Raw genomic sequence first — 14,462 nt, forward strand, 5'->3', positions numbered from 1 at the left:
TGATGGAAACCCTTACCTTTCGCCACCCTCGGTTGGTTGCCCTCATCATTTTGGTGCTTGTATCTGCAGGCCTGTCTTCGTTCCTATCGCTTGGGCGACAGGAAGACCCCACGATCACCAACCTCTTCGCGACTGTAACGACACAGTTCCCGGGTGCAGACCCAGAACGGGTTGAAGCGCTGGTGACCGCAGAAATCGAGGAAGAGCTGCGGAAAATCGCCGAGGTGGATGAGATCAGTTCTGTATCCCGCTCGGGCGTGTCGGTCGTTTCGGTAGAATTGCTGGAAACGCTAGACCAAGCCACCATTGAGCAGGTTTGGGCCGAGGCTCGGGATGCCGTGGAAGATGCGCGCCAGAACTTTCCGGAAGGAGTTTTGCCGCCGGAGTTTGATGCCGAAGGTATTGCTGCCTATTCCGCTGTTATCGCGGTTGCAGCAGAGGATCCCGACTTCCCGCTAACTTTGCTGTCTCGTCATGCCGAAGCATTGGGTGACAGATTGCGCGCGATACCTGCGACTCGAGCCGTCGACTATTTCGGTCAGCCGGAAGAAGAGGTGCTCGTAAGTGTCGATATGGACAAGGCCGCTGCGCTTGGGCTTGGCGCTGCCGAGATTTCTCAGCGGATCGCCGAAGCAGATGGCAAGGTTAAGTCTGGGCGGCTGCAATCCGATGTCGACCTAACCATAGGCGTCAGCGGAGAAATTGAGACGTTGGATCGCGTTAGGAGCATCGTCCTGCGAGAAAACGCAGACGGCGCCGTGGTGCAGCTCAGAGATATTGCCAGCGTAGACCGGGGCGCGCGCGAACCGCAGTCCTCAATCGCGTTCGCCAACGGAAAGCCCTCGGTTTTGATAGGAGTTCTGGCGCAGGACGGCGTACAGATCGACCGCTGGACAGGCTTTCTTCGGGAGGAGCTTGAGGCCGGCGCCGCATCGGTACCTTTGGGCATGCAGGAAATACTGCTGTTTGATCAAAGCCAGTACACGACGGATCGTTTGTCAGAGGTTGGGATCAATATGGCCATTGGCGTGGCTCTGGTCGTGGCAGTCTTGTTTGTCACCTTGGGGGTTCGGGCGGCCGCGATTGTGGCTTTAGTATTGCCGGTTGTTTCATTGGCAACTCTGGCGACTATGAACATGATTGGATTGCCAATTCATCAGATGTCCGTAACGGGCCTGATTGTTGCCCTCGGTCTGCTCGTTGACGCCGCCATCGTCATGACCGATGAAATTCGACGTCGTCTGCAGGATGGCATGGAGCGACTTGCAGCCGTGCGAGACGCTGTTCGCCGGTTGGCCGCACCATTGTTGGCATCGACTGTCACAACGGCGCTTGCCTTCACACCGATGATCTTGCTGCCGGGACCCGCCGGCGACTTTGTGGGTGCCATCGCGATCGCTGTGGTACTTATGCTTGTCTGGTCCCTGGTTGTGGCGTTGACGGTGACTCCGGCGATTGCGGGATGGTTACTGTCCGATCGCCCCGACGCAGGAATGCTGAGCTGCGGTATCAGCATCCCGCCGCTTGCCCGAATGTTCGAGGCCTCAATTCGATTGTCCGTTGCCAATCCGGTGCGATCCATCGCCTTGGCATTGGTCTTGCCCGTGCTTGGCTTTGCGGCCTTTCCGACGCTGACCGCGCAATTCTTCCCCGGCGTCGACCGAAACCAGTTCTATATCGAGGTCGACATGCCGGGTGGGACATCAATTTCCACCACTGAAACAACCGCGCGCCAGATTGACGAAATGCTACTGGCCGATGACGGTGTTAAGAGTGTCTACTGGACTGTGGGAGAGTCCGGCCCGGCATTTTATTACAACATCGTTGGCAACCGTTCACGCGAGCCCGGTTTTGCACAAGCCATGATCACGACCGACACGGCTGACGACGCGGCCCGCCTTGTCGGAGCGTTGCAGAGCCGTCTGGATATCGACTTTCCTGACGCGCAGATCATCGTTCGCAATCTTGTTCAGGGCCCTCCGGTCGCCGCACCGGTTGAAGTTAAAATTCAGGGGCAGGACATCACGGTATTGCGCAATCTGGGCGACGAGGTGCGTTCAGTCATGGCCAATCTCGATTTGGTGACCCAGGCGCGCGCTAGTGTGAACGGCGGCAACCCTCAAATCCGGTTCGAGATTGATGAGGTCAAAGCCCGTCTGCTGGGGCTGGACGTATCAGACATTGCTGGTCAGCTGGACACGGCGCTTGTTGGCATCACCGGTGGATCGCTGATCGAAGGGACCGAACAGTTGCCAGTGCGCGTTCGCTTAGGTGACGAGGTGCGATCAGATCTAAGCGCCATTGTAAGTATGCCTATTCTGCTGCCGGACGCTGCCGCCATATCCGCGTCCGGAGTTTTCCCCACTGTACCTTTGTCGGAACTAGCCAGACCGGTAATCGAACCTGCGGAAAGCGTAATAACCCGAACGGATGGCGTACGCGAAAACACGATCCAAGCGTTTATCGTACCTGGTGTTTTACCCGAAGAGGCTTTGCAGGACGTACTAGAGGCGCTTGATGCGTCCGGGTTTCTGTTGCCACAAGGCTATTCGATGTCCTTAGGCGGCGACAGTGATGCCCGATCCAACACCGTGGGTAATCTTCTTGCCTCTGTTGGTTTGATTGTCACACTCTCCATCGCGACCATCGTTCTGACCTTTAACTCGTTCCGGCTGACCCTTGTGACCTTGGTCGTGTGCGTGTTGTCTGCAGGCCTTTCAATGCTGTCGCTGGCCGTTATGCAATTCCCGTTTGGAATAACAGCGATCATCGGAGTCATCGGCTCGATCGGGGTTTCGATCAACGCGGCGATCATAATTCTGACCGGGTTGCAACAAGACGTTGACGCAAGCCAAGGTGACCGAGCGGCCATGGCGCGCGTTGTGACTGGTTCAAGTCGGCATATCATCTCGACAACGGTCACAACCTTCGGCGGTTTCCTGCCCCTAATCATAGGTGGAGGAGCATTTTGGCCACCATTCGCCGTGGCCATCGCCGGAGGCGTACTGTTGTCGACTGTCGTATCTTTCTATTTCACCCCGCCCGTGTTCGCGTTGGTGTATCGTAGAAAGCTCGGCAAACCGTTCGAGGCAAACAACCAACCTTCCCAGCCTCGAGAAGCAATTGTCGCGCTTGTGGCAGAATAACGATTGAGACTACTTATCCTTGCGGGTTGGTGTGTTTCTAAACCGTCGATTTTCGAAGCAACGTTCATGTTCTGCCTTGGGCCGCAAGCCGGACTCTGCAAAGTCTGGTTCCTGCGCATTGGTGTCATTGGGGCATCGAGCAGCGTCGGTCAAAGTGGGCTCGATGCGGAGGTTTGCCAAAAAGATCGCGAATGACCTCTATGCGGACAAAGCAACCGTTTGCTGCTGTTTAAACCAAACTACGGCTCCGCGGCCTTTTCGGCCTGGCATTGCTGTTAGCCAGCAGAATGAACAAACAGCAGCGAAATCGACCCCACAAGGATCAGACTCAGCGCCCATATTACGTCCAGATTGAACCACCCTTTCGAGAGGAATCTCAGGCCCAGCCAGTGATACACTCCGAAGGCAAGCAACCCGCCTGAGATTGTCATGGCCAGCGTGTGGGCCAAGGCAACACCAACAGCGATTTTGGCGTTTCCGGTCATCAGATCAGCCGCCGCTGCGTGTCCTGGGTCCGTAGCGATCGTGCGACAGATGCCCAAATATATAGGAACCAACATCAGCCCTGCTCCGTGCGCCATCGCTGCCAAAAATGACCAGAGCGCCAGCCGCGACGGAGGTACTCGCGCAAGGATCCGCGGGTGACGCCGGTTGAGCAACAGATAGACGCCCAATCCGATCACGAGACAGGCCGCGAAGATTTGAATCTCACGCTGCCATTCGGCTAGAAACAGCAGCGCAGTAAAGGGAAACAGAATGGCGCCCATCGCCACGAGATGCCCGGCCGCCAGCGCGATCAACGCCCGGAACAGGCTGTTGCGGTTTTTGTCCATCAGCGCCGCAGACACTGCCAGGGGCCAACCCATACCCGGATTGACCCCGTGATAGATGCCCGAGGCGACAACAGCCCACCACAGGGCTGTTGCCGTGTCTAATCCGTCCACGCTTCAGACAGACGGGTAACAGAAGCTATCTGTTGAGCAGTCTCCGCCTTCGAGGCGGATCTGGTGGCTGCGATAGCCTTTGGGGAACTCGACATAGAAATCCTTGTCCAGTTCCAGACCACCGTTTTCCCCGACATTGGCCATGACCATTTGCCCGCCCTCATGGTCCGGGTAGAACTGATCGTCCCACGTTGAATAGAGCGAGTTAGTCCAGTAGACCCGTTTGCCGTCCCGGCTGATCTCAACCATCTGGGGGCCGTAAACAAAATCCTTGCCGTTCGGGTGTTTCGCGCCGCGCGCAATCCCACCAAGCTCGACCTTGCCGGTCAGCTTGGGGTTCATCGGGTCAGAGACATCATACTGGTGCATTTCACCCTGACCCCAACAGGCGACGTAGAGGTACTTGTCGTCCAGGCTCAGGTCGATGTCGGTGACCAATGGGGGTACGGCCTCAAATCCCTGCAACAGAGGCGGAAGGTTCTCGGCCTTCTCAGGTCGCGGATCAATCGTGATCGTCTTTTTAGCCTCGAAAGTTCCGTCATCCTTCTGCCACCACGTAAAAATTGCGCCCTGCAGGTTTGTTGTATCCACGACAACACCGCAAAAACCATAATCCTTTGCCGGATCATGAGCAGGTCGGATCTCCAAAGCCATCTGGTGGTTCTCTCCCAGATCAATGGTTTGGACGTTGCGGCGTTCGCGCAGGTTCCAAAAATGGATCTTGTGACCGTATTTGTTGGACAGCAGATCCTCGGCCACGATCCCGTTTTCAAACTGTGGCGGCAGCCCCCATTCGGAACTCACCATGTAGTCGCGCGGAAGGTTCCACCAGAAATCATAATGCTTGTCCTGTTCACCTCGGTCCATCTCGTAGCGGCCAAGGATATCAAACGTTTCGCAGTCCATGATGAAAATGCCCGGAGGGCCATCCGTGCCATCGGCACCGCCGCCCCCGAGTGTCGAAACATAAATCCCTTCGGGACCGCAGTGGATAGTGTGCGGGCGGGAATAACCAGTTTTGGCGAACACCTCTTCGGGTTCGATGATTTTGTGAATCTTCGCCTTCAGGGGTTCCTTAACGTCGATCACGTAGATGCGCGAGGACCGGATACCCGGTACGATCAGGTACCTGCGTTCCAGAAAGGCATGCCCGGTCAGGGGCGAAAGCGCAGAAGAGCACGCGTTCCAGCCAAAGTGGTGAAACTCGTCACCCTTGTTGGGCATGATAAGCTGATGGACGATCTGACTGTAGGTCTTCGATTTCGGGTCAACATCCACAACGGCCAGGCCATCCGGCTGTGAGCCGTCCGGACTGAGCATCAATGTAAAGGCAAGCGTTTCCGCCGGTGCCTCCATGGCAAGTTTCGGAGTTGCGTGAAAAGTCGGGTCAGGTCTCAGGTTCATAGCTGGCTCCTCCCAGGCCGCGGGCGCCAGATCTAAATCAAGTTTTGTCTGGTATCGCCCAGAACTGAGAATGGCACATATTCAAGATTCGCGAAAACGCGCCAAACTCAGGCACTTGAATTTACCGTTTTGCATCGGCTCTTCTAATGACCGAAACGGGCTCAATGCAGTCATTCGTTGCAACTTGCTTAAACGTCTACTTTGCGGACAAACCAGACAATAAACAAACAATGCCAAATGCCTGGTTCTGGGAATTTTTCGTCAATCGCGCCCAGAGGTGTCCCACCAATGCGGTTACACAAAGCTGTTCACGTAATTCTCAAGTATTTCCTGTCGGCCTGATTTCGGATCGGGATTTATCCCATCACGTAAAACTCGGGCGGAAATTTCTTCCAGGCTGTTGCCCAACATGGACGCTGCATCTGGTGTATTCCAACCTGAATACCGTTCCGTCAGTGAGTCCTCCAACCCCCCATCTTCAATCATAGCGGCCGCTGCTTTCAAACCGCGGGCGCATATATCCATTCCACCAATATGAGCCGCCACCAGATCGACAGCGTCAATCGATTGACGGCGAATTTTGGCGTCGAAATTTGTGCCGCCGGTGATAAAACCACCAGCTTTCAGGATGTAATAGTAAGCTAGGGCAACTTCCGGTGTATTGTTCGGGAACTGGTCTGTATCCCATCCGGATTGGTAGTCGTTGCGGTTCATATCAATCGAACCCAGCATCCCTTCAGCAGCCGCAACCGCAATTTCATGCTCAAAGCTATGCCCGGCAAGGATCGCGTGGCCCTGCTCGAGATTTAGTTTCACTTCGTTCTCCAACCCATACTTCCTGAGAAAACCGATGCAAGTAGCTGCGTCATAGTCGTATTGGTGCTTGGAAGGCTCCTGAGGTTTCGGCTCCACAAGAATGGCGCCCTTGAACCCGATCTTGTGTTTGTACTCTACGACCATGTTCAGGAAACGGCCCATGTGATCCAATTCGGTTTTCAAGTCCGTGTTCAGAAGAGTTTCGTAGCCCTCACGACCACCCCACAAAACATAGTTTTCGCCGCCTAGTTTGTGAGTTGCATCCATGCAGGATTTTACTGTCGCTGCCGCGAATGCAAAAACGTCGGGATCAGGATTAGTACTGGCGCCAGACATCCAGCGACGATGGCTGAACATATTAGCCGTACCCCAAAGCAACTTGGTTCCAGACACCTGCATCTTTTCGCCGATGTAATCAGTGATTTCTTCCAGAGTTCTTAAGTTATCAGCAAAATTGCCCTGTTCGGGCCGGATGTCAGCGTCGTGCCAGCAAAAGAAGGGCTGGCCCAGAATCTCGAACAATTCGAACGCAATATCCGCTTTCAGGCGGGCACGATCCATCTCATCCTGTGGATGCCACGGACGATCAAATGTCGGACCGCCAAACGGATCCCCACCCTCCCACGCGAAGGAATGCCACCATGCCACTGCAAATCGCAGATGGTCTTCCATACGCTTGCCCATAACGATCTCGTCCGGGTCGTAGTGACGAAAGGCCAACGGGTTCTTGCTGTCCACGCCTTCAAACTGGACCTTCTCGATCCCTTCAAAAAATCCACTTGGCATTTCTGCCCCCTACTCTGCTTTTTGTGCTGGCTGCTTGCCGAGAATGATCATCGACAAAAGATCGTCATCAGTGACATCTGCGATATCGACCGTCCCAACCAGTTTTCCGTTCTTCATGACCGAGGCGCGGTCGCACAGTTCCATGACGGCATGCACGTCGTGATCGATCAGAAATATCCCGATGCCCTGCGCCTTTAGCTGGTGGATCAGATCCGCCACCATCTGAGTTTCATGCGGCCCAAGCGCTGCTGTCGGCTCATCCATGATCAGAATACGTGCGTTGAAGTAGACAGCCCGAGCGATAGCCACTGATTGTCTTTGCCCGCCCGACAAGGCGGAAACCGGGTCATTGAACTTCTGAAAGTTCGGGTTGAGCTGAGCCATGATCTTTCGGCACTCGGCCTCCATCGCTGCGTCGTTGACCAAACCAAAAGGCGTCGTCATCTCGCGCCCCAGGAACAGGTTCGATGTCGCGTCCAGATTGTCGGCCAAGGCGAGCGTTTGATATATCGTTTCGATGTTATTCGCCCGGGCGTCACGGGGATTGCCAATCTCGACTGGCTTGCCATCAATCAGAATCTCACCGTGATCCATCTGATAGGCGCCGGACAGAACCTTGATCAGAGTGGACTTCCCGGCCCCATTATGGCCAAGCAGGCCAACGACTTCACCCGGATAGAGATCGACCGACACATGGTCGACGGCCTTGATCCCGCCGAAGGAAATCGAAATATCGCGCATCTCGACCAATGGCGGCGCGCCCGAACCGCGTCCGGAGTTGGGAGGTGCTTTTTGCGTGTCCTGAGCTTGCATCACTTAGCCCCCAGTCGCTTGCGGTAGACGATGTCGATATAGACGGCCAGCACGAGAACGCTGCCGACGACGATGTTCTGAAACGGCGCATCAACGCCAACCATTGCCATGCCCGATTGCAGGGCCTGCATGATCAATGCGCCAAGGATAGCGCCATAGATGGTACCGATACCGCCCGACAATGCGGTTCCTCCGATCACTGCAGCGGCTATGACCCGAAGTTCGTCGAGCGTACCAATGTCGTTAGAGTGATTTGCCAAGCGGGCCGAGGCGACGACCGCGGACACGGCGCACAGGAAACCCATTAGTGCAAAAATCTTCACGGTCAGCAGCCGAGTATTGATACCCGAAAGCTCTGCTGCATCCGGGTTGCCGCCGGTGGCAAAGATGTATCGGCCAAACCGTGTTTTTCGCGCCACAATTGTCAGCGTGACAGCCACGATGATCAGGATGAGTACAGAAATAGGTATGCCGTATCCGACGACTAGCCCTTCTGGCATTGTCTCACCGCGCGCTTCGAACATACGTTGCAGCCGGCGCGTCGGAATGGCGTAACTGTTTACGATGTAAACGTACCCAAGGATAGCAATTGCGATTATCCCGGCCAGAGTGGCCTCGGCCCAAACAGGTTTTACCGGGAAACCATGTGACGCTTTTGCACGCCGGCCACTCCACAAAGCCCAGATCGCGATTGCGGTAGCAAACAAGCCGAACAGCCAGCTTGTTGTCGTTCCCAATGTTCCGTTGGTCCCGCCAAACATCAGAAATGTGCTATCCAGAGGACCAATCGTCTGGCCGCTGGTCAAATACCACGCCACGTTTCGCCAAACCAGAAATCCACCAAGCGTAACGATGAACGCTGGTATCGTCAGATAACCGACCATCCAGCCATGAAACGCACCAATCAGCGTGCCGACAAACAGCCCGACTACAATGGTGATCGCCCAGGTTGCCGGATTGTTCAAACCCATCCCAAGTATTTGCGGTAAAAGCTCGGTTTGCGTCATTGCCATCACGGCCGAGGTTGTTGCCAGCAGCGCTCCTACCGACAAGTCGATATGGCGAGTGACGATAATGAACACCATTCCGCACGCCATAATGGCCACTGAAACCGTCTGGATGGAGAGATTGAACAGGTTCCGAGGCGTCAAGAACCGTCCGTCCGTGAAGATGTTGAACCCGATACACAGGATGACAAACGCGCCGATCATTCCCAAAAGCCGCATATCCAGTTCCAATTGCTGGAACAGGCTGGTTTTCGCTTTTTCAGGTATCGGCTGAGACGAAGTTTCGGTCATTTCCGATCTTTCATATTCAGCATTTGCCCCAGGCCCAGACTAAGAGGCCCAGGGCTGAGTGGTTTAGTTACAAGGGGCAGGTCCGTTTTCAACGCCTTGGCAAAGATCTTCCAGCGGGATCCATCCGGCATCTACAACCACGGACAGGTTGTCCTTAGTGATTGGAACAGGCGCTAGGAAAACCGAATTCATCTCGGTCCCACCCGGTGATGTCCAGCTCACAGCACCTTCGACCTCAGCAGGGCTTGTCCCACCGCTCAAAGCAACAGCAATTTCGCCAGCGGCCTTTCCAAGTTCGCGAGCATCCTTCCAAACCGAAACCGTCTGCGTTCCCAGTGCGACACGGTTCAATGCTGCGTGATCGCCGTCCTGACCGGAAACCGGAATGCCTTCCATGCCCTGTGCGGTCAGCGCGGCAACAACACCGCCTGCAGTACCGTCATTCGACGCAACGACTGCATCCACGTTGTTCTCGTTCGCGGTCAGGATTTGTTCCATGTTCCGCTGCGCGTTTGCGGGGAGCCAGCCATCCGTGTATGCCTCACCAACGATTACAATGTCACCGCTATCGACGGCTGCTCCGATGATCTCTTGCTGACCACCGCGCAGGAAATCTGCGTTCGGATCAGTAGGAGAGCCTTTGATCATCACGTAGTTGCCCTTGGGCATGGCCTCAAAGACAGCCCGAGCCTGCATTCTGCCGACTTCCACATTGTCGAAGGTCAGATAGAACGCACGGTCATCTTCAATCAGGCGATCATAAGCAATGACCGGAATACCTTCGTCAGCCGCAGCCTGAACAGCCGGTCCGATTGCCTGTGCGTCCTGGGCCAGAATAATAAGTGCGTCCACGCCCTGGGCGATCAGGCTTTCAATGTCCGATAGCTGCTTTGCGGAAGACGATTGCGCGTCCGCCGAAATGTACTCAGCACCCCCTGCTTCAAGCGCCGATTTGATGGCCGCTTCGTCTGTTTTCCAACGCTCTTCCTGAAAGTTCGACCAGCTTACGCCGACCACTGGCTCTGCGAATGCGGTCGAAGCCAACAAAGTGGCCACAGCCGAAAAGCTGAGAATTCTTTTCATGATTTCCTCCCATTTGCCGAGCCATCGCTTTTCGATTCGCGGCTCTCACAGATTTGAATACCATATTTATTTCAGTCGGTAAAATATTTACTCTACAAGAGGCACTCAAATTCAAATAGATTGGGCCAACAGCAAGATTCGCGAGGACAAAATGCTGAAAAGCAAAGCCTCTCCGGTTTCTTTGGAACAAAGAAATACGACCCGCCTGCGGGTATTGGAGCACATCAGAGCAAAGGGATCCGTTTCGCGGATCGATATTGCATCCGCCTTGCAAACCAGCCCTGCGACTGTCACCGCCGCCACGGCTGATCTCATCTCGGCCGGGCTGGTCAAAGAGACTGAAAGCCAGGCACAGTCAAAGTCGGGGAAGAGAGGCAGACCCAGAGTATTGCTGCAATTGGACGGCCAGATGCACCTTGTGGCCGGCCTCAAGGTGGCTCGGCAAGTAATCTCGGTTATCTTGGTCGACTTTGAAGGTAACGAAGTCGCATCTCATAAATATGCTCTGGATAAAGCCAGAATGTCGCCGAAAGAATTTGTATCGGCGATCCGCGAAGCTCTTGAAGAAACCTGCAAACAGGTCGATCGTTCTGTCGCTCATTTGGCAGGTGTTTCTATCGGGGTCGCTGGACTGGTCGATGCAAACAAGAATTTTGTCCACTGGTCATCCTCGATTACTGAGAGAAATATTGATTTTAGCCACTTGCTTTCAAATGAGCTCCCCTGCCCCGCATTCGTTGACAACGACGCCAATCTTGTCGCCAAGGCCGAACAGCTTTTTGGCTTGGGCAAGGGCCTAAAGAATTTCCTCGTCGTTACGATCGAACACGGTGTTGGCCTGGGTATCGTATTGGACGGCAAACTATACCGTGGAGAACGAGGTTGCGGCGCTGAGTTTGGGCACACCAAAGTGCAACTTGACGGAGCCCTTTGCCAATGCGGTCAACGCGGATGTCTAGAAGCCTATGTGGGCGACTATGCTTTGATCCGCGAGATGACAGTCACCGGTCATACCAACGACATGGAAACCGTTTCCGACATACATGACCGCGCCAACTCAGGTGACGACAGAGCTTCATCTGTGCTTGCCCGCGCAGGTCAGATGTTTGGCCTCGGGATTTCCAACCTGATCAACTTGTATGACCCAGAGTGCATTATCGTCTCGGGGGCACAAATGAGCTTTGAGCATTTGTGTTCCAACGAAGTTATGACCCGCATTCAAAACGGCGTTGTGAATGTCGATGCACCTTTGCCCCAGATCAAAGTTCATCACTGGGGTGACTTGATGTGGGCCAAGGGGGCGGCAGCCTATGGAATTGAACAAATCTCAATTCTCAAGGTCAAGGAGTTGACGGCGAATGCGTCTTGAGTTTGCGATATTTGCGACTTTGGCCACAGTTGCGAATGCGGACACTGTTATTGCCCAGTTTACAAATGTGGATGTACCAAAACATGTCTATGATGGCGGGTGGGAGCATTTTGTCGGCGGCGGTATGGCCGTTTTCGATTGCAATGGGGACTCGCTGCCAGAACTCTTTTTGGCTGGCGGTTCCAACCGGTCTCAACTGTTCATCAATACCTCGAAGGAACAGATAGCATTTCAGGCAAAGACGCCTGAAGATCTTTCACTGGCCGGTGTGACCGGCGCCTACCCTCTCGATGTTGATAGCGACGGCGTAGTGGATTTGGCGATTTTGCGTGTTGGCCCAGACCTGCTTCTTCGGGGCAATACCGACTGCCAATTCAGCCCTTTCACTGAACTCGGGTTTCAGTCCGAGGACCACTGGACCACAGGTTTCTCAGCAACATGGGAAAGCGGGCAAACTTTACCGACCCTGGCGTTTGGCACCTATGTTGATCGGTTTGATCCCGAAGGTCCCTTTGAATCCTGCGGCCCAACCCTTTTGTACCGTCCAGAAGGCGACTCGTATCGTGAGCCGCTGCATCTTGAGCCCGGCTACTGCTCACTTTCTATTTTGTTTTCGGACTGGGCCCGAACTGGCCGCGCTGATCTTCGCGTCAGCAACGACCGTCACTACTATGTTCGCGGCGGTCACGAGCAGTTATGGGCGATGGAGTCTGAGCCTCGGCAATACTCGGAAGACGAAGGTTGGCTTCCATTTTCGATCTGGGGAATGGGGATCGCCTCTCGCGACCTTACAGGAGATGGATTTCCCGAAGTTTATCTGACTTCGATGGGTGACCAGAAACTCCAGATTTTTGACCCAGTGACAAACGGCCCGACCTGGCGCGATGCAACTTACGAAAAGGGGACGACCGCTCATAGACCGCATATCGGTGGAGACGGAAGGCCATCCACCGGGTGGCACGCACAGTTTGGCGACGTCAACAACGACGGCCGGGACGATATATTTGTGGCCAAGGGAAACGTAGAACAGATGCCCGATGCGGCTCTGAACGACCCCAATAACCTACTACTACAGAACTCCGACGGTCAGTTTATTGAAGCTGCAGCAGATGCCGGTGCTGCCTCGATGGCTAAGTCTCGTGGCGCAGCGCTTGCCGACCTGAACAACGATGGGAAGCTGGATCTGGTTGTCGTCAACCGAGGTTCTGAGCTCGAAGTCAGCCAGAACTCTTCTCAGGGTGGCAACTGGCTATTGATTGATGTCACTCAGGATCAATCCAATCACGCAGCAATTGGTGGATTTATTGAAGTCAAAACCTCGCTGGGTGTTCAGACCCGCGAGCTAACAATCGGCGGCGGTCACGCTGGTGGTATCGCTGGGTTTCAGCATTTTGGGCTTGGGAGTGAGGACCAGGTGCAGGTTCGCATGATCTGGCCGGATGGAGCGAAAGGCGAGTGGTTGGACTATCAGCCCAACCAAATCATTCGTTTTTACCGCTGATTACTTGTCGACCGGTAGCCCGCTTGGAACTTGGTCGGGCACACCTAGCCGCTCTGCCGGGTCTTCAAGGCTTGCCAGAAATCTGAGAAGAGCGTCAATTTCCTGATCCGTCAGGCTTATTTTCGACAAGCCGTTGCTTTGGGCAATCGCCTCCACGTGCTGATTGTCCGACATTGCCGTTTGATCTTTGGGGCCCGGGAAGTCCGGCAATGCGGCCAACTCGATTGAGTAGTTTTCCAACGACGAAACCGCGTCCAGATGATGCCGTACGATGTCCTCAAGTTCGGCAAAAGCTCCGTTGTGTCCGTAAGGAGCTGTCAGTGTCACGTTACGCAAAGATGGCGTGCGGAAAGCAAACGCGTCGTCGGGATCACCGGTCACGCGAAGACGCCCGTCGTCCCTGACATGGTTTTCAAATCGCGCCGCCTTTCCCGGGCCGATCTGCGGCATTGCGATCGAATGAAACTTGTGATCCGTCTGAAACCAGCCCGAATGGCAGTTGCTGCAGCCCGCCTTTCCATAGAACAGGCCCATGCCAATTTCGGCCTCTTCTGGCAATTCAGCCTCACCTCGCATCGCGCGATCGAAGAGGCTGTTATCCGCACGCCACTCGAATGCGATAAAGTCCGCGATTACGTTGGCAATTGCCGTGAAGGTAACTCCATCATCCGGCGCTAAGTCGTCAAACCTCTGCTCGTACTCTGGAATGGCCGCAACACGTTCTGCAATCAGATCCCACGCACCGCCTTGCTGTGTCAGAAATCCGAGGCGAACCGCTTTGCTCACGTCATTCTCAGAATAGTGACCCGCCATTTCGTCTGGCGACAAAACCGGGAACATGGCCTGTGCGGCTAGCGCTGAATTGAACCCAGACCGCATATGAGTACCCAGCGGGGTTCTGATGCCATCAGGTTGCGTTGGGTCTGCCTCTAGTCGCCCATCATGGAAAAACGTCGTAAACTCAGTGGCTCCGAGGTTCCAAAGCCCTGGTGAGTTTCGAGGAATACGTTGTTCCGGAGTATTCTCTGGGTCCAATGTCCGCTCTGGACCCAACCCAATTCCCCCTTCCCCTATACCAAGGGAAACCCCGTCGGACGTGCCAAGCTTGGGATGATGACAGGTCGCGCAGCTGATATTCTTGTTGCCAGACAAGATCGGGTCATAGAACAGCAAACGCCCCAGCTCAGCACTTGCAAAGTTGGGTTCGAGGAACTCCGGCAGAGAACCAAGCGATTGGGCAAGCGCACCACCCACCGCTGAGATTGTTGAGCCAATAATCAAGAATAGCGAAACTGCTCTCAT

Annotated in this window: 10 protein-coding genes; 3 read left to right on the plus strand and 7 right to left on the minus strand. The window is 54.8% G+C overall.

Features of this window, described 5'->3' with window-relative positions:
* Nucleotides 1-2: 2 nt before the first annotated feature.
* Complete coding sequence (locus GOW92_RS09385; protein ID WP_170560147.1) at nucleotides 3-3,146, plus strand: efflux RND transporter permease subunit; 3,144 nt, start codon at nucleotides 3-5, stop codon at nucleotides 3,144-3,146.
* Nucleotides 3,147-3,421: 275 nt separating this feature from the next.
* Here the strand turns inward: GOW92_RS09385 and GOW92_RS09390 are convergent, their stop codons facing one another.
* The 6 genes from GOW92_RS09390 to xylF all read right to left on the minus strand — a co-directional run bounded on the left by GOW92_RS09390 (nucleotide 3,422) and on the right by xylF (nucleotide 10,290).
* Nucleotides 3,422-4,090, minus strand: coding sequence for a hypothetical protein (locus tag GOW92_RS09390; RefSeq protein WP_170560149.1), 669 nt, complete (start codon nucleotides 4,088-4,090; stop codon nucleotides 3,422-3,424).
* A 3-nt stretch (nucleotides 4,091-4,093) separates the two neighbouring features.
* A complete protein-coding gene (locus GOW92_RS09395; RefSeq protein ID WP_170560151.1) occupies nucleotides 4,094-5,494 on the minus strand; it encodes a selenium-binding protein SBP56-related protein in 1,401 nt (466 codons plus the stop codon).
* 294 nt (nucleotides 5,495-5,788) lie between these two features.
* The gene (gene xylA, locus GOW92_RS09400) at nucleotides 5,789-7,096 is read right to left on the minus strand and encodes a xylose isomerase (RefSeq protein WP_170560153.1); all 1,308 of its coding nucleotides are present in this window, start codon (nucleotides 7,094-7,096) and stop codon (nucleotides 5,789-5,791) included.
* A 9-nt stretch (nucleotides 7,097-7,105) separates the two neighbouring features.
* Nucleotides 7,106-7,909 (minus strand): ATP-binding cassette domain-containing protein, encoded by an 804-nt coding sequence (locus GOW92_RS09405; protein ID WP_170560155.1) that lies wholly within the window; start codon nucleotides 7,907-7,909, stop codon nucleotides 7,106-7,108.
* Nucleotides 7,909-9,207, minus strand: a complete 1,299-nt coding sequence (locus GOW92_RS09410; protein WP_170379763.1) for a sugar ABC transporter permease — start codon at nucleotides 9,205-9,207, stop codon at nucleotides 7,909-7,911. The genes GOW92_RS09405 and GOW92_RS09410 overlap by 1 nt, the downstream gene beginning before the upstream one ends.
* Before the next feature lie 63 nt (nucleotides 9,208-9,270).
* A complete protein-coding gene (xylF, locus tag GOW92_RS09415; protein ID WP_170560157.1) occupies nucleotides 9,271-10,290 on the minus strand; it encodes a D-xylose ABC transporter substrate-binding protein in 1,020 nt (339 codons plus the stop codon).
* Between the two features lie 151 nt (nucleotides 10,291-10,441).
* Between xylF and GOW92_RS09420 the strand changes: the two genes are divergently transcribed.
* Nucleotides 10,442-11,659 carry an ROK family transcriptional regulator gene (locus GOW92_RS09420; protein WP_170560159.1) on the plus strand — a complete coding sequence of 406 codons (1,218 nt, stop codon included), beginning with the start codon at nucleotides 10,442-10,444 and terminating at the stop codon, nucleotides 11,657-11,659.
* Nucleotides 11,649-13,160 carry a CRTAC1 family protein gene (locus GOW92_RS09425; protein ID WP_170560161.1) on the plus strand — a complete coding sequence of 504 codons (1,512 nt, stop codon included), beginning with the start codon at nucleotides 11,649-11,651 and terminating at the stop codon, nucleotides 13,158-13,160. Before GOW92_RS09420 ends, GOW92_RS09425 begins: the two co-directional genes overlap by 11 nt.
* Here the strand turns inward: GOW92_RS09425 and GOW92_RS09430 are convergent, their stop codons facing one another.
* Complete coding sequence (locus tag GOW92_RS09430) at nucleotides 13,161-14,462, minus strand: cytochrome-c peroxidase (protein ID WP_170560163.1); 1,302 nt, start codon at nucleotides 14,460-14,462, stop codon at nucleotides 13,161-13,163.

The sequence above is a fragment of the Ruegeria atlantica genome, from assembly GCF_013032505.1.
In the GTDB taxonomy this organism is placed as follows: Bacteria; Pseudomonadota; Alphaproteobacteria; order Rhodobacterales; family Rhodobacteraceae; genus Ruegeria; species Ruegeria atlantica_F.